This window comes from Caulobacter endophyticus, from assembly GCF_003116815.1.
Lineage (GTDB): Bacteria > Pseudomonadota > Alphaproteobacteria > Caulobacterales > Caulobacteraceae > Caulobacter > Caulobacter endophyticus.
Genome location: NZ_QDKQ01000064.1, coordinates 86,587 through 105,128, shown reverse-complemented (window position 1 = coordinate 105,128; position 18,542 = coordinate 86,587). Strand labels below are relative to the sequence as shown.

Sequence of the window (18,542 nt, the reverse complement as noted above, 5' to 3'; positions counted from 1 at the left end):
GTGCGACAAATTGACCAACGTTTGTCGGCCGTGACGGTTCAGGCGGCGGCTGGCGCCGTTCGCGTGCGCTTCCAGGCGCCGTAGGCGAAGGCCGCCACGCCCAGCCAGATGAACACGAACGACAGCGCCCGCAGCGGCGTGAAGGCCTCGCCCAGGAACACGCCCAGCAGGAACTGCAGGGTCGGGGCGATGAACTGCAGGAAGCCCATGGCGCTCAGCGGCAGGCGGCGGGCCGACCAGGCGAACAGGGCCAGGGGCACGACGGTGGCGGGGCCGGCGGCCAGCAGCAAGATCGCCGTGCGGGCGTCCTGGGTGAAGTGCCCGGCGCCGGTCGACTGCAGATGCCAGACATAGAGCAGGCCGGGGATCGCCAGATAGGCGCACTCGATGAACAGGCCCGTCTGGGCGTCGGCCTTCACCTGCTTCTTGAGGATCGCATAGATGCAGAAGCTGAGCGCCAGGCCCAGCGACACCAGCGGCAGGTGGCCCAGGGCGATGGTCTGGATGGCCACGCCGATCGCGGCCAGGCCGATGGCGACCTTGCCCTCGGCGCTCATGCGCTCGCGGAACAGCAGGGCGCCGGCCGCCATGTTCATCAGCGGGTTGATGTAGTAGCCGAGGCTGGCCTCGATCACCCGGCCGGCGTTCACCGCCAGCACGTAGATCGTCCAGTTGCCGAAGATCGCCAGGGTCGAGAGCAGCAGTATGCCCAGGGTCTTGGGCTGGCGCAGCACCTCGCCCACCTGGCCGCCCTGCCTGGCCAGCAGGACGAGGCCCCCGGCCCAGATCACCGACCATAGCGTCCGATGCGCGATCATTTCGAACGAGGTGACGCCCATGATCGACAGGGTATGGAAATAGAGGGGCAGGAAGCCCCAGAGCAGATAGCAGCCGACGCCGGCGAGATAGGCCGAACGCGCGTCTGTGGACGGACTGGGAGGCATGGACCGCACCTTTCGCGGAGGGATCTGACAGATAGGGATCCCGCTGTCCGCCCACATCTTGCGGGCCCGCGCTCTGGAGGGTGCGAAGGTTCGCCGTAAGGCGTTCCCGTCGTCCCTCCTCTGGCGGAAGGACGACGGGGAGAAGTCGTCTTAGGCCAGGGTCTTCTGCTTGATCAGGCCCTTGTCGTGCAGCAGCTGGGCGATCTGCACGGCGTTCAGGGCCGCGCCTTTGCGCAGGTTGTCGGCGACGCACCAGAGGGCGATGCCGTGCTCGACGGTCGGGTCCTTGCGGATGCGCGACACGTAGACCGGGAACTCGCCCTGGCTTTCCTTCGGCGTGATGTAGCCGCCGTTCTCGCGCTTATCGACCACCACGATCCCTTCGGCGTCGCGCAGGATCTCGCGGGCGTCGTCCTCGTCCAGCGGACCGGTGAACTCGATGTTGACCGATTCCGAGTGGCCCACCATCACCGGCACGCGCACGCAGGTGGCGACCAGTTGGATGGCCGGATCCAGGATCTTCTGGGTCTCGACGGTCATCTTCCACTCTTCCTTGGTGAAGCCGTCGTCCATGAAGACGTCGATGTGGGGAATGACGTTGAAGGCGATCTGCTTGGTGAACTTCTTGGGCTCGGGCGCGCCCAGGACGAAGACGCCCTTGGTCTGGTCCCACAGCTCGTCCATGCCTTCCTTGCCCGCGCCGGAAACCGACTGGTAGGTCGACACCACCACGCGCTTGATCGGCACCTCGTCGTGCAGCGGCTTCAGCGCCACCACCAGCTGGGCGGTCGAGCAGTTGGGGTTGGCGATGATGTTCTTGGGGATGCTGTTGACGGCGTCCGGATTCACTTCCGGCACCACCAGCGGCACGTCCGGGTCCATCCGGAAGTGGCTGGAGTTGTCGATCACGATCGGACCGGCCGCGCCGATCTTCTCGCCCCAGGCGGCCGAGATCGAGCCGCCGGCGCTCATCAGCACGATGTCGACCTTGGAGAAGTCGAACTGCTCAAGGTCCTCGCACTTGAGGATCTGGCTGCCGAACGAGACCTCCGTGCCGATGGATTTGCGCGAGGCGATGGCGTGCATCTTCTCCACGGGGAATTTAACTTCCTCGAGGATGTTGAACATCTCGCGGCCCACGTTGCCCGTGGCGCCGACCACGGCGACCCGGTAACCCATCGCAGTCTCCAATCTTTCAGCCCCGACAAGGGGAAATGCGCCGTCCCGTTACGCCTCGTAACGCGGGTAGGCAAGGGCATGGTTTTGCAAACGCAGCGGCGGATGGCCGCGTCTGGAGGAAAAATCTTGCTTTGCCTATATGGCGAGGCCGAGGCGGCTCCCTAAGGGCCCGTCGGACGCTTCGTCCAACTGGACAGCACGCCCGGCGCGGGCGCATACCCACGCCATGCGCAAGCACGACGCCGACGTCATCATCGCCGGGGCCGGCATGGCCGGAACCACCCTGGCGCTCGCCCTCGCTTCCGGCGGCGTCAGGCCGCTGCTGGTCGACCCGCAGCCCTTCGACGCTCAGCTGGCGCCGACCTTCGACGGCCGCTCGTCGGCCATTGCGTACTCGTCGTTTCGCCAATGGCGGGCGATCGGCGCTGGCGAGGCCCTGGCGCCCCACGCCCAGCGCATCGAGCAGATCCTGGTCACCGACGGCAAGGCGCCGGGCGCGGCTTCCGGAAAGCCCTCGCCCTTCTTCCTGCGCTTCGACAGCGGCGAGATCGCCGACCGCTCGGAAGGCGAGCCTCTGGGCTACCTGATCGAGAACCGCCAGATCCGCGCGGCCCTGTCCATGGTCGCCATCGAAAAGGGCATCGAGGTCATCGCCCCGGCCGGCGCGAAGGGCCTGGAGGTCGACGCTTCTGGCGCGCGTGTCACGCTCGCCGACGGCCGGGTGCTGAGCGCGCCGCTGGCGGTCAGCGCCGAAGGGCGCAACTCGGCCCTGCGCAAGGCGGCCGGCATCGGCGACATCGGCTGGGGCTATGGCCAGAGCGGCGTCGTCGCCACGGTGAAGATGCAGCACCCGCACGAGGGCGTGGCGCATGAATATTTCCTGCCCAGCGGCCCTTTCGCCATCCTGCCGCTGACCGACAACCGCGCCAGCCTGGTCTGGACCGAGAGCACCGCCCGCGGCGAGGCGCTGCGCCACGCCAGCCCCGAGGCCTTCCACGCCCACCTGATGCGCCGCTTCGGCGACTTCCTGGGGCAGGTCGAGATGGCCGGGCCGGTGTTCGTCTATCCGTTGTCGCTGTCGCTGGCCGAGCGCCTGACCGCGCCGCGCCTGGCCCTGATCGGCGACGCCGCCCACGGCGTGCACCCGATCGCCGGCCAGGGGCTGAACCTTGGCCTCAAGGACGCCGCGGCCCTGGCCGAGGTGGTGGTCGAGGCGATCCGCAACGGCGAGGACATCGGCGCCGAGGCGACGCTGGAGCGCTACGCCCGCTGGCGCCGGTTCGACAACGTCACCAACGCCCTGGCCTTCGACGGCTTCGTGCGGCTGTTCTCCAACGACAACCCGCTTCTGCGCGCGGCGCGCGGGATCGGCATGGCGGCGGTCAACCGCATCGCGCCAGCGCGCCGGTTCTTCATGCATGAGGCCGGCGGCGGGGTGGGCGATCTACCCAAGCTTTTGCGCGGGACGGCGCTTTAGGCCTCCCTCAGTCGCTTCGCGACAGCTCCCCCAGACGGGGCATCCAAATCCTCCCTCGTTGGGGGAGGTGGCCCGTAGGGCCGGAGGGGTTCTACTCCCCGTCCGCCAGGCTGCGGGCTTCTTCCGGCAGCATGATCGGCACACCGTCGCGGATCGGATAGGCCAGCTTGGCCGTGTGGCTGACGAGCTCGCCGCGGGCGCGGTCGTAGAACAGCGGCGCGCGGGTCACCGGGCAGACCAGCACCTCCAGCAGGCGCGGATCGACGTCGACGGGCGGGGGCGGAGGAGCGGCGGTCATGGCGCTGTTCTAGATCGGGGTTTCCAAATGGGAAACCCCGTACCGGAACCTCTCGCGCAGGCTCGCGGTTGTCGCAGAAGCGATAACAACGATCCCGGATAGCCACATGACCGTCATCGAACGGACCTTCTTGGCCGCCGCCGTGGCCACCAGCACCCTGACCCTGGCCGCTTGCGGCTCCATGGGCGGCTCTATGGGCGCCGAAAACGCCTACAGCCCGCGGCTGTCGGCGGGGGCCAGCGACGAGAAGGCCTTCGCCAGCACCTTCGCCTCGTGCCGCGACGAGGTGCGCGCGGGCAAGACCAGCGGCTTCAAGGTTCACCCCGCCAGCGCCACGGCTCGCGATCTGCAGCCGGGTCCGACGGGCCTCGTCCTGAAGGTGCCCTACGACAAGGCCAAGGGCACCAAGAGCCAGCGCGCGGCCTATGATGAGCGCCACAAGGCTGCCGTCGCCCAATGCCTGTCGGAAAACGGCTATCAGGTGGCCGCCTGGGATGCAGTGAAGCCGTAGGCGGCGCGTCCGCGCCATGCGTCCTTCGAGGCTCGGCTGCGCCTCGCACCTCAGGATGAAGACGTCATTGCACTGAAACAACCTTCATCCTGAGGCGCGGGCCTTGGCCCGCCTCGAAGGACGCAGGGCATCTCCGCCGCGCTCTACTGCACCGACGGCGGCTCGTCGTCGTCCTGGGCCGCGTCGATCTCCAGCAGCGCCACGAGGGTGCTGCGGCGGTCGGCGATCGTACGGGCTTCGAGCAGGGCCTGCTTCTCCAGCGGATCGAACGGCAGGGCCATGGCCAGGCTGTTGATCAGGGCGTCTGACGGCGCAGCCTGGGCCTCGCTCCAGTCGATGGCCAGGCCGCGGTGGTCGAGATAGCGGCGCAGGGCGTTCAGCAGCGGCGCGGAATCGCCGACAGGCTCTTGCTGGTCCTCGCGGAGATCCAGGTCGTAGGGCGCGAAGTCGGCCCGCACCTGGCGGTAGGGGGTCTGAGTCGGCAATTCCTCGCCCAGCCGGACCGCGCTACCCCGGTCAGGGTGATCAGGTAGCGGCCGTCGCTGGTCTCGGCGAAGCTGGTCACCCGTCCCGCGCAGCCGATAGGGGCCAGCGCCGGCCGCGTGGCGTCGCCGCCCGGCCGGGTCTGGACCATGCCGATCATCCGCTCGCCCGACATGGCGTCGTCGAGCATGTTCAGGTAGCGCGGCTCGAAGATGTTCAGCGGCAGCTGCCCGCCGGGCAGCAGCAGCACCCCGTCCAGAGGAAAGACGGGAATGACCAGCGGCAGGTCGAGGGTCTTCCGGTATACGCCCGGCATGGCGGCCTCCTTGACTGGACTGTTCTGAACGCGTGACCGCGCCGGGGTTTCCTCAGGGTTGGAGCGCGCGGGGCGACACCTTCGCCCGACGCGCCCTAGCTGAACAGGATCGACGACAGGCGCTTGCGGCCCTGCTTGGCGACTTCCGAGGTCGGACCGGCCGCCTCGAACACCGTCAGCAGCTGCTTGCGGGCGGCGTCGTCATTCCAGGTGCGATCGCGCTGGATGATGGTCAGCAGCTGGTCGCTGGCCTCGTCCAGCCGGCCGGCGCCGGCCAGGGCCTTGGCCAGTTCGAGCCGGGCCTCGTGGTCGTCGGCGTCGGCGGCCAGGCGCTGTTCGAAGGCGGCGGTCTCGGACGGAGCGGCTTCGGCCAGCTTCAGCGCCGCGCGCACGCTTTCCAGGTCCGGGTCCTTGGCGTTGGCCGGGGCCATGTCGGCGATCTCGGCCGCGCGCTCCAGGTCGCCCCCCGCCAGGTAGACGCGAGCCAGACCGCCCAGCGCCTTGATGTTGTCGGGCTCCATCTGCAGCACCTGGGCGAAGGCCTGGGCCGCGCCACCCCGGTCCTCGACGTCCAGGCTCTCCTTGGCCATGGCCAGCAGTTCGTCAACGGCGCCGGCGGCCGGCGGTCCCGAGATGCGCTCGACGAACTGCTGGATCTGGCTTTCGGGCAGGGCGCCCTGGAAGCCGTCCACCGGCTGGCCGTCGACGAAGGCGTAGACGGTGGGGATCGACTGCACGCGCAGCTGGCCGGCGAAGCCCGGGTTCTTGTCGACGTCGATCTTGACCAGCTTGACCGCGCCCTTGGCGGCGGTGACCACCTTTTCCAGCGCCGGGGTCAGCTGGCGGCAGGGGCCGCACCAGGTGGCCCAGAAGTCGACGATGACCGGCTGTGTCTTCGAGGCCTCGATGACGTCGGCCAGGAAGCTGGCGTCGGTTCCGTCCTTGATGTGCTCGCTTTTGCCGCCGGCCGGGATGGGGGCCGGCTTTTCACCGATCAGGGACATGACTGCTTCTTCTCTCGTGCGCGGACGCTCAGCGCCGCAAGATGGTCCTTGGCGAGGCGGTTCGCAATCGGGGGCTGCGCCTTCTTGCTGTGAAGGCGTTTGGCGGCGATGGTGCGCGCCGCCCGTTCGGGGTGTTCCGCCAGGACCCACATGATCCATCGTTTCGTATCGCGCGTACCTGCGGGCCTGGCCCTGGCGACGGTGCTGGGCCTTTGCTGCGCGGGCCAGGCGGCTCAGCCGGCGGGACCGGCCAAGGCGATGGCGTGCGATCCGCTGTACGCCTTCATCGGCTCGACCCCGCCGGCCGACAGCCACGAGGCGGTGTTCTTCTGGCCGGCCGACGAAACCGCCGATGCGGTCTACATGTACGCGGTGCTGGCCGGCTCGCCGGCGACGCCTGACGAGGCCCGCACCGTGCTGTGGGAGGGCTATGCCCGCGCCACCCACCATGTCGAGCTGGAGAAGATGGCCAAGACCCTGAGCGACTGCCTGACCGCGCCGGCCGGTCGCAAGCTGACGGCGCTGCGCCCGGCGACGGTCGATCTGGACTGCACCGGCGAGCCGACCGTGCGCGCCCGCGGCGCATGCCTGCGCTTCCGGGTGGGGCCCCAGCGCTAGGACCCGGCGTCAGCCGACGACGGCCATCGCCTCGAAGTCGACGATCATCGGCTCGATCCCCAGCGCGGACAGGAAGCGGCGGAAGCCGGCCTGGCTGACGGCGGTGGTGGCGTCGTTCTTCAGCGGGTGGAAGTTCACCGGATCGGCCTCGCTCAGCGCCTTGTCGAGCACGAAGCGGATCCTGCGCTCGCCGTCGTTGATCAGGCCGAAGGCGGTGACCGAGCCGGGCGTGACGCCCAGGGTCTCGACCATCATGGCCTCGGGGCCGAACGACAGCCGGCCCGAGCCGATCACGTGATGCAGCTTCTTGAGGTCGATGGTCGTCTCGCCGAGCGCCGAGATCAGCCACAGCTGGCCCTTGGCGTCCTTGAGGAACAGGTTCTTGGTGTGGCCGCCGGGCAGGGCCTTCTTGATCTCGAGCCCCTCCTCGACGCGGAACACCGGCGGATGGTCGAGGGTGGCGTGGTCGACGTCGTGGGCGTCGAAGAAGGCGAAGAGGTCGGCGCGGGTCTTCATGGGGTCTTGTAAAGCGAAGGGCGGGGCCGCTGGTCAAGCCGCCCTGCCCCTTTCAAGGACGATCCCGCCGCCTCCGCCTACTGGGTCAGCGGACGCAGGATGATCTCGACCCGGCGGTTCTGGGCGCGGCCCTCGGCGGTGTCGTTGCTGGCGATCGGCTGGCGCTCGCCCTGGCCGGCCACGAAGACGCGGTCGGGCAGAACGCGGCCGGGACCCGTCAGATAGCCCGCCACCGAGCCGGCGCGGCGCTCGGACAGGGCCTGGTTGTAGTCGTCCGGACCGGTGCTGTCGGCGTGGCCGACCACGTCGATGGTCGTCTGGGGATAGGCGTTCAGGGTGCGGGCCACGTCGTCGAGCACACGGGTGAACTGCGGCTGCACGTCCGACTTGTCGACGGCGAAGGTCACGTCGCTGGGCATGACCAGGACGATCTGGTCGCCGTTGCGGCGGATGGCGACGCCCGAACCTTCCAGGCTGCGGCGGAAGTCGGCCTGCTGGCGGTCCATGTAGTTGCCGACCGCGCCGCCGGCCAGCGCGCCGATGCCCGCGCCGATCAGCGCGTTCTTGCGGCCCTGCTCGCCCTTGTTGGTGTTGGTCAGGTAACCCAGCAAGGCGCCGCCAGCGGCGCCGGCCAGGGCGCCGGTGCCGGTGTTGTTGCGAACGGGCATGCCCGTGTACGGGTCGGTGGTGGTGCAGGCCGTCATCGCGCCAGCGCCGATCAGGAGCGCGCCGAAAGCAGCGGCGCGGAACGCGGTCTTCTTGGTCGTCATGGCCGGGATCCTGTCGTTGGTCGTGCCGAGTGTAAGCTCAAGCCGGGCAAACGCGCCCGTTTATAGTCAAGTTCCGACAAACCAGATGAGCGGGGAATGAACGGCCTTCGTTCCGCCGCCTGTTGGGTGTAGTAAGGCCCGTCTTACTAATCTTCGAAGGCCAACCGTGTCCGCATCCGCCATCGAGCCCATCTCGTTCACCCTTTACAGCAAGGACTTCGCGCGCTTCGCCCAGGAGCTGGGCGCTTCGTTCGAGCGCTATGGCTTTGCGGTGCTGTCGGAGTACGACCTGCCGCAGGATCGCATCGACGCGGCCATCTCCGACACCAAGGCCTTCTTCGCCCTGCCGGTCGAAACCAAGAAGCAGTACGCCGGGGTCAAGGGCGGCGCGCGCGGCTACATCCCGTTCGGCGTCGAGACCGCCAAGGGCGCCACGCACTACGACCTGAAGGAATTCTGGCACATGGGCCGCGACCTGCCGCCCGGCCACCGCTTCCGCGCCACCATGGCCGACAACGTCTGGCCGGCCGAGATCCCGGCCTTCAAGCATGACGTCAGCTGGCTCTACAACGCGCTCGACAGCATGGGCGGCAAGGTGCTGGAGGCCATCGCCACCTACCTGAAGCTCGACCGCGAGTTCTTCAAGCCGACCGTCGAGAACGGCAATTCGGTGCTTCGCCTGCTGCACTATCCGCCGATCCCGCAGGACGCCACCGGCGTGCGCGCCGGCGCCCACGGCGACATCAACACCATCACCCTGCTGCTCGGCGCCGAAGAGGGCGGCCTGGAGCTGCTCGACCGCAATGGCGAGTGGCTGCCGATCAACCCGCCCCCGGGCTGCATCGTCATCAACATCGGCGACATGCTCGAGCGCCTGACCAATCATGTCCTGCCCTCGACCATCCACCGCGTGCAGAACCCGCCGCCGGAGCGCCGCCACCTGCCGCGCTATTCGACGCCGTTCTTCCTGCACTTCGCGTCGGACTACGAGATCAAGACCCTGCCCAACTGCGTGACCGAGGAGAACCCGGACCGCTATCCGGAGCCGATCACGGCCGACGAGTTCCTCCAGCAGCGCCTGCGCGAGATCAAGCTGGCCTGATCGGCCGGCGCGGTCCCTGAACGACGAAGGCCCCGTCCTCGCGGACGGGGCCTTTTTCATGCGCCGCGACAGGGTTGGTCGCTACTTGGCGATCCGCAGGGCCGAGATTTCCTGGGCGATCGACTTGAAGGCGGTCTTCAGCTCGCCTCCGGTGGCGGGGAAGTAGGCCTGGGTGGTCTTGGTGGCGCAGGTGGTCAGCATCGACTTGGCGGTGGAGTCGACGTCGAAGCCGACGGTGAACACCACCACGTTCTTGGCCTTGATCTTGGTGCACAGCTCCTTGGCCTGGGCCGTGGCGTCGCCGTTGGTGGCGTTGCAGTTGATGTGGTCGGAGGCCGAGCCGGAGCCGGAGCCCGCGTTGGCGGCGATCACGCCCTTGCAGTAGGGGGTGTTGAAGGCGCCGTCGGTCATCATCACCACGATCTTCATGGTCTCGGCCGTGCCGTAGGCGGCGGGCTTCTGGCTGGCCTTGGGCCACAGATAGGCGAAGTTCGGCGACACCATGTACCAGCCCCAGGCCAGGCCGATTTGGCCGGCGGTCGAGCCGCCGTCGTCCAGCGTCGAGATCTGGTTCTTCAGCACCGTGCGGTCCGAGGTCAGCGGGGTGATCGTCGGCCCCGGGCACGGGTTGCTCGAGGCCTCGTAGTTGCGGCCGACCAGGGCGGTGGACGGGGAATCGTCGGTATAGGCGTAGCTGCCCGTGCGCTCGGTGGCGCAGGTGCTCAGGGGTAGCGACTTTGCGCTGTTGTTGGCGTTGGTGAAGTTCAGGTTGGCGCAGCTGATATCGCTGCGCGAGGTGCTCAGGCACGAGGCCGATCCGTTCGCACCGGCGGTGGTGGTGGCGTAGGACGAGTGGGCGGTGGGCAGCAGGCTGCTGGTCAGGGCCTGGCCCGAGACCGAGGTGATGGTCGGGTTGGCGCTGTTCAGCGCCGTCAGGTTGGTGACGCCGGTCAGCTTCAGCTGGTCGCCGCTCTGGAACACGTGCGTCGACTGGGTGGTGAAGACGAAGGTGCAGCCCGAGTTCAGGCACTTGTAGACCGAGCCGCTGGAGCCGGAGCTGATCGTCGTGCCCGACTGGTTGGCGCCGGTGAACTTTGTGGTCGAGGCCACGGAGGTGACCCGCAGGACCTTGCCGTTCATCGAGCTCTGGTTGGAGCCGAACACCATGGCGTAGTCGTTGACCGCCAGGCCGTGGGCGGCCGAGGTGGTGACGGTGGTCGAGGTTCCGTTGGTGAAGCTGGACACGGTCTTGGCGACGCCGGTGTTCCAGGCGGCCGAAGACAGCGAAGCGGTCGGCACGGCGCCGCGCACGGCGTCGGCATAGGTGTCGACATTGACGCCCATCGAGTAGGGCACGATGGCGACCTTGGAATAGTAGGGGTCCTGGACGTCCTGCACGACGATATCGACCAGGTCGGTGGCGGCGGTCTTCAGGTCGCTGATCCGCGTGCCGGACATCGAGCCGGTGATGTCGAGCACCAGGGCGATTTCCAGGTTGTTGGCGGCGCGCACGACTACCGACTGGGCGCCGACGGTCAGTTTGCTCTTGCCGATCATGCCCAGCATGATCGCGTCGATGGTGACGCTGGCCGTGCCGGTCACCTGCTTGCCGTTGGTCGAGCCGACGAAGCTGGCGCTGGTGATCGACTTTCCCAGCTCCGAGGCCAGGGCGGCCTTGCCCAGAGTGGTCAGGGTGTCGGTGTCGGTAGCGGTCGAGCGGGCGGCGATCAGGGTGGCCGCGTCCAGCGAGTCCTGCAGGCGCCGTCGCTCGATGCTCATCCGGCTGAGGTCGAAGAAGCCGAACACCAGCAGGCACAACGGGATCAGGCTCAGCGCGACCCAGACGGCGATGGCGCCGCGTCGGTCGGACCGGAAGCCGCCCAGGCGCGTGGTTGCGCGGGCGAGCGCCCCGCCCTGGCGGGCGGCGGTGCGGCGGCGGACGATCATCGGCTGTAGCCCCTCGTTCTTTCGCCAGGAGCATGACAGGCGACGGTGAACAGGCGGCAAACGCCCCAGAAATTTGGATTTCTTGGAGAGACTCAGATTTCGGGCCGTCGGGCCCGGATGAAGTCGATGAAGGCCCGCAGCGGCGCGGGCATGTGCCGGCGGCTGGGATAGTAGAGGAAGGGGCCCTCGAACGGCGGGTTCCAGTCCTCCAGTATCGGCACGAGGCGCCCCGCGGCCACCGACGCCGCAAGGAATCCCTCGAAACTGGCGATGACCCCCAGGCCCTCCTCGGCGGCCCGCAGCTCCAGCTCCATCGACGAGCTGATCAGCGGTCCGTCGGGAGCGATGCGCACGATCTCGCCGTCCTTTTCGAACTCCATGACGATGAGGGCGCCGCTGGAAAAGCGATGGCGGATGCAGGGCAGCGACAACAGGTCGCGCGGGTGGCGGGGCACGCCATGCCGCACCAGGAAGTCGGGCGAGGCGGCCGCCTGATAGCGTTGCGGACCCGACAGCGGCACGGCGATCATGTCCTTCTCCAGCCGCTCGCCGTAGCGCACCCCGGCGTCGGCCCCCGCCGCCAGCACGTCGACGAAGGTGTCCTCGGCGGTGATTTCCAGGGTGATCCCGGGATTGGCCTTCAGGAACGGGCCGACGATCTCGGGCAGGACGAGGCGGGCCACAACGATGGGCACGTTCAGCTTCAGGGTTCCGGTCGGGCTGTCGCGGAACTGGTTCACCGCGTCCAGGGCGCCGGCGACTTCGGCCAGGGCCGGGGCCAGGCGTTCCAGCAGGCGCTCGCCGGCCTCGGTGGATGTGACGCTGCGGGTGGTGCGGTTGAGCAGGCGCACGCCCAGCGCCGTCTCCAGCCGCCGCACCGCCTCGCTCAGCGATGAGGGCGACACCCCGCGTCCCACGGCCGCGCCGCGAAAGCTCCTGGCGCGCGCCACCGCGGCGAAGGCGTCGAGATCGGCGAGGTCGGGGCTGGCCATTGTGCGAAATTCCAAACGGCCCGTGCGCCGCTGGCCGGATTATCGCACAGGTCGCGCGAGGTCATAGTCGGCTCGTCCAACACCCGCGGCGTCCTCCCCAGTCTTCGAGCGGGGCGTCGCCATCCAAGGAGATCCGCATGCGTACGCTCAAGCTCGGCAACACCGGTCCCGCCGTCTCGGCCCTCGGCCTTGGCTGTATGGGCATGTCCGACGACCTCTACGGCCCGGCCGACCGGGACGAGGCCATCGCCACCATCCATGCGTCCATGGAGGCGGGGATCACCCTGCTCGACACCGGCGATTTCTACGGCATGGGCCACAACGAGATGCTGATCGCGCAGGCTCTGCAGGGGCAGGACCGCGACAAGGCCGTGATCAGCGTCAAGTTCGGCGCCCTGCGCGGCCCGGACGGCGCCTTCCTCGGCTTCGACAGCCGGCCCAAGGCGGCCCGCAACTTCGTGACCTATTCGCTGCGCCGCCTGCGGGTCGACCACATCGACATCTACCGCCCGTCGCGGCTGGATCCCGACGTGCCGATCGAAGACACCATGGGCGCGCTCGTCGAACTGCGCGACGCCGGCTATATCCGCCACATCGGCCTGTCGGAGGTCGGCCCCGAAACCATCCGCCGCGCCGCCGCCGTGGCGCCGATCTGCGACCTGCAGATCGAATATTCGCTGATCTCGCGCAGGATCGAGGACGCCATCCTGCCCACCCTGCGCGAGCTTGGGATCGGCCTCACCGCCTATGGCGTGCTGTCGCGGGGCCTGATCAGCGGCCACTGGAGCAAGGACGCAGGGCGCGAGGCTCGCGATTTCCGGGGCCACTCCCCGCGCTTCCAGGGCGAGAACCTCGACCGCAACCTGGCGCTGGTCGAAACCCTGCGGGCGGTGGCCGACAGCAAGGGCGCGACGGTCGCCCAGATCGCCATCGCCTGGGTCGCTTCGCGCGGCGACGACATCATCCCGCTGGTGGGCGCGCGCCGCCGCGATCGCCTGGCCGAGGCCCTGGGCGCGCTCGACGTCGTCCTGTTGGCTCAGGATCTGGCGGCGATCGAGGCGGCCGTGCCCAGGGGCGCGGCGGCCGGCGAGCGCTACGCGCCGGCGATGATGGCCCACCTCGACAGCGAACGCTGACCATCCAAAGCCCGGTTGGCGCCTTGCCTGGAGCGGTCTAGGCAAGGCGCGACTTTCCCTGGAGGCAGGCGGGCATGAACGGTTTCAATCGGCGCACGGTGCTGGGCGGCGCGGCGGCGGCCATGAGCCTGTCCTTCGGCCCGCACGCGGGCGCGGCCACGGGCCGGGCCAAGGTGCTGATGCTGTCGGACCTGCACTCGGCCTACGGGATCACCCCGGCCCTGCTGGAGGCCATGCGCCGCATCGTTCGGCGCGACGCCGCCCCCAGCCTGATCCTGCTGAACGGCGACCTCTTCGAAGCCGGCAACGTGGTGGCCAAGCGCACCCACGGCCTCCTCGACTGGGCGTTCCTGGAAGCGGTCGCCAGTCTGGCCCCCACGGTGATCAATATCGGCAACCACGACGCCGACCTCGTGGAGGACGTCGCCGCCGCCGCCGACCGCGCCCGGGCCCTGGGCATCACCGTGATCAGCAACATCGTCGACAAGCGCACCGGCCGTCCAGTGGCGAGCTCGCGCGCCACGCTCGACCTCGGCTTCCCTGTCCACCTGATCGGCTGGGCCACCAACTCGATCGACACCTATCCCAAGGCGATACGTCCGGACCTGTCGATCCCAGCTCCGACCCCATGGGCCCAGGCCAACCTGCCGGCCGCGCCGCCCGAAGACGGCATGCTGGTGGTGATGAGCCATGCGGGCCTGCCCGCCGACCGGCCGCTGCTGGCCGGCCTGCCCGAACGCACCCTGTTCCTGGGCGGCCACAACCACCTGACCGTCGAGCGCGCGCAAGGGACCAGCCGTTACGTCCACACCGGCGCCTGGGGCCAGCCGCTGACGGTCGCCACCATCGATCGCGCCCGAAAGGCCGATCCGATCCGCATCTCCCGCGTGGTCGTCGATCCGCGCGGGCCGGCAGATCCGGCCCTGGCCCGCCGGGTGAACGACACTCTCGCCGCGACCCTGACGCCCGAGGAGCGGGCGGTGGTCGCCAAGGTCCCCAGGGCGCTGTCGCTGGGCGATACGGGCCGCCACGTCGCCGGCCTGATGGCCCGCGCGGCCGGCGCCGATATCGGCTTCATGGGCCACACGACCCTGGGCATGGGCCTGCCGGCCGGCGACCTCTCCCGCTACGCCTATGACGCGGTGGTGCGTTTCGACGGCAAGATCGTGAAGGCGCAGGTCGATGCGGCGACTCTCGCCGACATCCTCACCCGCACCGACCAGGACAGTGGCTTCCCGTTCGACAGGCTGACCGGCGACTTCGCCTACGCCAGCGGCCCCACGCGTCCGGACAAGACTCACCTCACCGTCGTCACCACCGACTGGTGCGCCGGCCGCCAGCACGAATATTTCGGCCGCGAGGACCTAGTGTTCAGCGATACCGGCCTGAAGGTGAAGCCGTCGATCCTGGCGGGGCTGGTGTCCTGAGCCCCTCTCCCTCTGGGAGAGGAATTATTCCACCGTCACCGATTTGGCCAGGTTGCGCGGCTGGTCGACGTCGGCGCCCTTGATGACGGCCACGTGGTAGGCCAGCAGCTGGATCGGGGCCGACATCACCAGGGTCGAGACCAGCGGATCGCTGGCCGGGGCGGTGACCACCACCTTGGCGCCCTCGGGGGCGTGCTTCACGCCTTCGGTGTCGGTGATGAAGATCACCTGGCCGCCGCGCGCCATGACCTCGCTCATGTTCGAGGCCGACTTCTCGAACCAGCTGTCGTAGGGCGCGAGGATGACGATCGGGGTCTTGTCGTCCACCAGGGCGATCGGGCCGTGCTTCAGCTCGCCGGCGGCGTATCCCTCGGCGTGGATGTAGCTGATCTCCTTGAGCTTCAGCGCGCCTTCCAGGGCCAGGGCCGACATCGGGCCGCGGCCCAGGTAGAGCACGTCGCGGGCCTTGGCCACGTCGGCGGCGATGTCCTTCAGCGCGTCTTCCAGGCCGATGGCCTCGGCGATCAGGCGCGGGGCCTCCAGCAGCACCTTGACCAGGCGCTGCTCCTCGGCCGCGTCGATGGTTCCGCGCGCCTTGGCGGCGGCGACGGCGATGGCGGTCAGCACGCTGACCTGGGCGGTGAAGGCCTTGGTCGAGGCCACGCCGATCTCGGGACCGCAGTGGATCGGCCAGACCACGTCGACCTCGCGGGCCATGGTCGACTCCGTGGCGTTGACCACCACGGCGCTCTTCATGCCCTTGGCCTTGCAGTAGCGCAGGGCCGCAAGCGTGTCGGCGGTCTCGCCCGACTGCGACATGGCCACCACCAGGGCGCCCGGCCGCAGGGCCGGCTGGCGATAGCGGAACTCCGAGGCGATCTCGACGTCCACCGGCAGGTCGGCCAACTGCTCGATCAGGTACTTGCCGACGACGCCGGCGATGTAGGAGGTGCCGCAGGCGACGATCTGGATGCGTTCCAGCCTGGCCCAGTCGACGTCGCCCGGGACGGCGGTCTTGCTGGTCAGGGCGTCCACATAGGCCGCGATGGTGCGCTGGCACCCCTCGGGCTGGTCATGGATCTCCTTTTCCATGAAGTGGCGGTAGTTACCCTTCTCCATCATCACGGCGCTGGTCGGCACCACGCGGACGGGGCGGGTCACCGCCGCGCCCGAGGCGTCGAAGATGCGGGCGCTGTCGTGGTCGAGGGCCACGTAGTCGCCCTCGTCGAGATAGATCACCCGGTTGGTGAAGGGGCCTACCGCCAGCGCGTCCGAGCCCAGGAACATCTCGCCCTGGCCCTCGCCCACCACCAGCGGGCTGCCGCGGCGGGCGCCCAGCACCAGGTTGTCGGCGCCCTCGATCAGCACGGCCAGCGCATAGGCCCCGGTCAGGCGGTCGAGCGTGGCCTTGAAGGCGTCGATGGGCGCAAGGCCCGTAGCCAGTTCGGCGTCGATCAGGTGGGCGATCACCTCGGTGTCGGTGTCGCTCTCGAACACCCGGCCGGCGGCGGCCAGCTCGGCCTTCAGTTCGGCGAAGTTCTCGATGATGCCGTTGTGCACCAGGGTCACGCGGCCGGCGCTATGGGGGTGGGCGTTCTGGACGTTCGGCGCGCCGTGGGTGGCCCAGCGGGTGTGGCCGATGCCGGTGGTGGCGACCAGAGGATCGGCGGCCAGCACCTCTTCCAGGGCCTTGATCTTGCCCTTGGCCCGGCGGCGCTCGACGCTGTTTCCGACCACGCCGGCCACGCCGGCGGAGTCGTAGCCCCGGTACTCGAGCCGCTTTAGGCTCTCGACCAGACGCTCGGCGACGGGGGCCTTACCGACGATGCCGATGATGCCGCACATGGGACATGATCCTTTGTAGAACGCGCCTGGAGGACTTATTGCTACCAGCCGGGGATATTTCGAGCGCGGCCTTTAGCACTCGTGCAGGGGCCGGCGACGTAAATCTGCATTTCGGATCGTTTCGCGGTCCGTACGAGACTTCGAAGACGCTCTATATGGCGTCGATCCGATTCACACAGCGACCCGCACAGCGACGAAGACGACGACCATGAGCAAGCGCGCCTATTTCGGCACCGACGGCATCCGCGGCCAGGCCAACAAGCATCCGATGACCGCCGAAGTCGCCCTGCGCGTCGGCCTGGCGGCCGGCAAGCTGTTCCGCTCGCAGGACGACCGCCGCCACCTGGTGGTGATCGGCAAGGACACCCGCCTGTCGGGCTACATGATCGAGCCGGCCCTGGTGGCGGGCCTGACCAGCGTGGGCATGGACGTGCGCCTGTTCGGTCCGCTGCCGACCCCGGCCGTGGCGATGATGACCCGTTCGATGCGCGCCGACCTGGGCATCATGATCTCGGCCTCGCACAACAACTTCGCCGACAACGGCATCAAGCTGTTCGGTCCCGACGGCTACAAGCTGTCGGACGAGCAGGAGCTGAAGATCGAGGCCCTGATGGACGAGGGCCTGCAGGAGGGCCTGGCGGCCCCGCGCGACCTTGGCCGCGTCAAGCGCATCGACGACGCCCAGGCCCGCTATGTCGAGATCGTCAAGGCGACCTTCCCGCGTCACCTGTCCCTGTCGGGCCTGCGCATCGTCATCGATTGCGCCAATGGCGCGGCCTACAAGGTGGCCCCCACCGCGCTCTACGAGCTGGGCGCCGAGGTCATCAGCCTGGGCGTGACGCCCGACGGCACCAACATCAACGAGGAATGCGGCTCGACCCACCCGGACGCGATGGCCAAGCTGGTGCGCGACTATCGCGCCGATATCGGCATCGCGCTCGACGGCGACGCCGACCGGCTGGTGATCTGCGACGAGAAGGGCCTTGTGGTCGACGGCGACCAGATCATGGCCATCATCGCGGCGGCCTTCGCCAAGGCCGGCGCGCTGAAGGGCGGCGGCGTCGTGGCCACCGTAATGTCGAACCTGGGCCTTGAGCGGCAGCTCGGCGGGCTGGGCCTGACCCTGGAGCGCACCTCGGTGGGCGACCGCTACGTCATGCAGCGCATGCGCGAAGGCGGCTTCAATGTCGGCGGCGAGCAGTCGGGCCACCTGATCCTGTCGGACTTCTCGACCACGGGCGATGGTTTGATCGCCGCCCTGCAGGTGCTGGCGGTGATGGTCGAGAGCGGCCGGCCGATGAGCGCCCTGGCCCGCCAGTTCGAGCCGGTGCCGCAGCTGCTGGAAAACGTCCGCTTCGCCGGCGGCAAGCCGCTGGAGGCCAAGGCGGTGAAGGAGGCGATCGCCGACGGCGAGGCCCAGCTGAACGGGGCCGGCCGCATCGTCGTGCGCGCTTCGGGCACCGAGCCGCTGATCCGCATCATGGCCGAGGGCGACGACCCGGCGCTGGTGCGAAAGGTGGTCGGCGACATCGCCGCGGCGGTGAAGGCCGTCTGAGCAATAATGTTCCGTGCGGACGCACTAATTTGGGCGAAAAAGCGGCTGAAACCCGCCTAAAAGGCGACGGCTCAGGTTGTGTTTCGTCAGTTTCGTGACATCGTCTTTCTCGTGGTTAACGGCGCGAGCCCCCACAGCGCCGGGCCACGGGAGGAAATCCGAGGTGTTCCACACGCAGCATTCGCGGCCCGTCGTCGCGCCCGGTCTTCTGCACAGCCGCGAGTTCCGCCGCGCCCTGGTGTTCGGCGGCGCGATCAGCGGTCTGTTCTGGCTTGCGACGGCGTGGGCGGCCAGCCGCCTGCTGCTGAACCTCTGAGACGCACGGGCCAGGCTCGGCCTTAGAGAGCTCCGGTCGTAAAGAGGGTTGTGGTCGGGGGAAAGAAGCCAACCAAGCTTTTGCGCGACTCATCATCAGCGAAGCT

At 68.7% G+C, this 18,542-nt stretch carries 17 protein-coding genes and 1 pseudogene; 8 read left to right on the top strand and 10 right to left on the bottom strand.

What is annotated here, in order from left to right:
- Window positions 1-38 precede the first annotated feature (38 nt).
- Window positions 39-944, bottom strand: coding sequence for an EamA family transporter RarD (gene rarD, locus DDF67_RS19160; RefSeq protein ID WP_109102435.1), 906 nt, complete (start codon window positions 942-944; stop codon window positions 39-41).
- A 150-nt stretch (window positions 945-1,094) separates the two neighbouring features.
- Window positions 1,095-2,123 (bottom strand): aspartate-semialdehyde dehydrogenase, encoded by a 1,029-nt coding sequence (locus DDF67_RS19155; RefSeq protein WP_109102434.1) that lies wholly within the window; start codon window positions 2,121-2,123, stop codon window positions 1,095-1,097.
- Between the two features lie 226 nt (window positions 2,124-2,349).
- Between DDF67_RS19155 and DDF67_RS19150 the strand changes: the two genes are divergently transcribed.
- Window positions 2,350-3,600, top strand: coding sequence for a UbiH/UbiF/VisC/COQ6 family ubiquinone biosynthesis hydroxylase (locus tag DDF67_RS19150; RefSeq protein ID WP_109102433.1), 1,251 nt, complete (start codon window positions 2,350-2,352; stop codon window positions 3,598-3,600).
- 91 nt (window positions 3,601-3,691) lie between these two features.
- Here DDF67_RS19150 and DDF67_RS19145 read toward each other — a convergent pair whose 3' ends face one another.
- Entirely contained in the window at window positions 3,692-3,898 is a 207-nt protein-coding gene (locus DDF67_RS19145) for a Trm112 family protein (protein ID WP_058348402.1), read from the bottom strand.
- A gap of 106 nt (window positions 3,899-4,004) precedes the next feature.
- Between DDF67_RS19145 and DDF67_RS19140 the strand changes: the two genes are divergently transcribed.
- Window positions 4,005-4,409 carry a hypothetical protein gene (locus DDF67_RS19140; RefSeq protein ID WP_109102432.1) on the top strand — a complete coding sequence of 135 codons (405 nt, stop codon included), beginning with the start codon at window positions 4,005-4,007 and terminating at the stop codon, window positions 4,407-4,409.
- 143 nt (window positions 4,410-4,552) lie between these two features.
- Here DDF67_RS19140 and DDF67_RS19135 read toward each other — a convergent pair.
- A pseudogene (locus DDF67_RS19135) lies at window positions 4,553-5,208 on the bottom strand (LON peptidase substrate-binding domain-containing protein).
- A 95-nt stretch (window positions 5,209-5,303) separates the two neighbouring features.
- Entirely contained in the window at window positions 5,304-6,212 is a 909-nt protein-coding gene (trxA, locus tag DDF67_RS19130) for a thioredoxin (RefSeq protein WP_109102431.1), read from the bottom strand.
- 150 nt (window positions 6,213-6,362) lie between these two features.
- Between trxA and DDF67_RS19125 the strand changes: the two genes are divergently transcribed.
- The gene (locus DDF67_RS19125; protein ID WP_109102430.1) at window positions 6,363-6,830 is read left to right on the top strand and encodes a hypothetical protein; all 468 of its coding nucleotides are present in this window, start codon (window positions 6,363-6,365) and stop codon (window positions 6,828-6,830) included.
- A 9-nt stretch (window positions 6,831-6,839) separates the two neighbouring features.
- Here DDF67_RS19125 and DDF67_RS19120 read toward each other — a convergent pair whose 3' ends face one another.
- Both DDF67_RS19120 and DDF67_RS19115 read right to left on the bottom strand, forming a co-directional pair.
- Window positions 6,840-7,346, bottom strand: coding sequence for a prolyl-tRNA synthetase associated domain-containing protein (locus DDF67_RS19120; protein WP_109102429.1), 507 nt, complete (start codon window positions 7,344-7,346; stop codon window positions 6,840-6,842).
- A gap of 77 nt (window positions 7,347-7,423) precedes the next feature.
- On the bottom strand, window positions 7,424-8,116 hold the full coding sequence (locus DDF67_RS19115) for an OmpA family protein (protein ID WP_109102428.1): 693 nt from the start codon (window positions 8,114-8,116) through the stop codon (window positions 7,424-7,426).
- Window positions 8,117-8,282: 166 nt separating this feature from the next.
- Here DDF67_RS19115 and DDF67_RS19110 point away from each other — a divergent pair, with 166 nt between their 5' ends.
- Window positions 8,283-9,218 carry an isopenicillin N synthase family dioxygenase gene (locus tag DDF67_RS19110; protein WP_109102427.1) on the top strand — a complete coding sequence of 312 codons (936 nt, stop codon included), beginning with the start codon at window positions 8,283-8,285 and terminating at the stop codon, window positions 9,216-9,218.
- An 81-nt stretch (window positions 9,219-9,299) separates the two neighbouring features.
- Here DDF67_RS19110 and DDF67_RS26275 read toward each other — a convergent pair whose 3' ends face one another.
- Together DDF67_RS26275 and DDF67_RS19100 are read right to left on the bottom strand one after the other, a co-directional pair.
- Entirely contained in the window at window positions 9,300-11,165 is a 1,866-nt protein-coding gene (locus DDF67_RS26275) for a TadE/TadG family type IV pilus assembly protein (RefSeq protein WP_109102426.1), read from the bottom strand.
- 92 nt (window positions 11,166-11,257) lie between these two features.
- Entirely contained in the window at window positions 11,258-12,157 is a 900-nt protein-coding gene (locus tag DDF67_RS19100; RefSeq protein ID WP_109102425.1) for a LysR family transcriptional regulator, read from the bottom strand.
- Between the two features lie 137 nt (window positions 12,158-12,294).
- On the opposite strand from DDF67_RS19100, the gene DDF67_RS19095 reads away from it, so the two are divergent.
- Both DDF67_RS19095 and DDF67_RS19090 read left to right on the top strand, forming a co-directional pair.
- The gene (locus DDF67_RS19095) at window positions 12,295-13,293 is read left to right on the top strand and encodes an aldo/keto reductase (RefSeq protein ID WP_109102424.1); all 999 of its coding nucleotides are present in this window, start codon (window positions 12,295-12,297) and stop codon (window positions 13,291-13,293) included.
- 74 nt (window positions 13,294-13,367) lie between these two features.
- Window positions 13,368-14,720, top strand: coding sequence for a metallophosphoesterase (locus DDF67_RS19090; RefSeq protein ID WP_109102423.1), 1,353 nt, complete (start codon window positions 13,368-13,370; stop codon window positions 14,718-14,720).
- Window positions 14,721-14,744: 24 nt separating this feature from the next.
- On the opposite strand, the gene glmS is transcribed toward DDF67_RS19090, so the two are convergent.
- Window positions 14,745-16,565, bottom strand: coding sequence for a glutamine--fructose-6-phosphate transaminase (isomerizing) (gene glmS / locus DDF67_RS19085; protein WP_109102422.1), 1,821 nt, complete (start codon window positions 16,563-16,565; stop codon window positions 14,745-14,747).
- A 208-nt stretch (window positions 16,566-16,773) separates the two neighbouring features.
- Here glmS and glmM point away from each other — a divergent pair, with 208 nt between their 5' ends.
- Together glmM and DDF67_RS25590 are read left to right on the top strand one after the other, a co-directional pair.
- Window positions 16,774-18,120, top strand: a complete 1,347-nt coding sequence (gene glmM, locus DDF67_RS19080) for a phosphoglucosamine mutase (RefSeq protein ID WP_109102421.1) — start codon at window positions 16,774-16,776, stop codon at window positions 18,118-18,120.
- Window positions 18,121-18,283: 163 nt separating this feature from the next.
- Entirely contained in the window at window positions 18,284-18,436 is a 153-nt protein-coding gene (locus tag DDF67_RS25590) for a hypothetical protein (RefSeq protein ID WP_158278073.1), read from the top strand.
- Window positions 18,437-18,542: the final 106 nt, after the last annotated feature.

What these genes read in the sequence shown, in the direction of transcription:
- rarD (WP_109102435.1), bottom strand. Translation starts at nt 944, where the DNA reads ATGCCTCCCAGTCCGTCCACAGACGCGCGTTCGGCCTATCTCGCCGGC.
- DDF67_RS19155 (WP_109102434.1), bottom strand. Translation starts at nt 2,123, where the DNA reads ATGGGTTACCGGGTCGCCGTGGTCGGCGCCACGGGCAACGTGGGCCGC.
- DDF67_RS19150 (WP_109102433.1), top strand. Translation starts at nt 2,350, where the DNA reads ATGCGCAAGCACGACGCCGACGTCATCATCGCCGGGGCCGGCATGGCC.
- DDF67_RS19145 (WP_058348402.1), bottom strand. Translation starts at nt 3,898, where the DNA reads ATGACCGCCGCTCCTCCGCCCCCGCCCGTCGACGTCGATCCGCGCCTG.
- DDF67_RS19140 (WP_109102432.1), top strand. Translation starts at nt 4,005, where the DNA reads ATGACCGTCATCGAACGGACCTTCTTGGCCGCCGCCGTGGCCACCAGC.
- trxA (WP_109102431.1), bottom strand. Translation starts at nt 6,212, where the DNA reads ATGTCCCTGATCGGTGAAAAGCCGGCCCCCATCCCGGCCGGCGGCAAA.
- DDF67_RS19125 (WP_109102430.1), top strand. Translation starts at nt 6,363, where the DNA reads ATGATCCATCGTTTCGTATCGCGCGTACCTGCGGGCCTGGCCCTGGCG.
- DDF67_RS19120 (WP_109102429.1), bottom strand. Translation starts at nt 7,346, where the DNA reads ATGAAGACCCGCGCCGACCTCTTCGCCTTCTTCGACGCCCACGACGTC.
- DDF67_RS19115 (WP_109102428.1), bottom strand. Translation starts at nt 8,116, where the DNA reads ATGACGACCAAGAAGACCGCGTTCCGCGCCGCTGCTTTCGGCGCGCTC.
- DDF67_RS26275 (WP_109102426.1), bottom strand. Translation starts at nt 11,165, where the DNA reads ATGATCGTCCGCCGCCGCACCGCCGCCCGCCAGGGCGGGGCGCTCGCC.
- DDF67_RS19100 (WP_109102425.1), bottom strand. Translation starts at nt 12,157, where the DNA reads ATGGCCAGCCCCGACCTCGCCGATCTCGACGCCTTCGCCGCGGTGGCG.
- DDF67_RS19095 (WP_109102424.1), top strand. Translation starts at nt 12,295, where the DNA reads ATGCGTACGCTCAAGCTCGGCAACACCGGTCCCGCCGTCTCGGCCCTC.
- DDF67_RS19090 (WP_109102423.1), top strand. Translation starts at nt 13,368, where the DNA reads ATGAACGGTTTCAATCGGCGCACGGTGCTGGGCGGCGCGGCGGCGGCC.
- glmS (WP_109102422.1), bottom strand. Translation starts at nt 16,565, where the DNA reads ATGTGCGGCATCATCGGCATCGTCGGTAAGGCCCCCGTCGCCGAGCGT.
- glmM (WP_109102421.1), top strand. Translation starts at nt 16,774, where the DNA reads ATGAGCAAGCGCGCCTATTTCGGCACCGACGGCATCCGCGGCCAGGCC.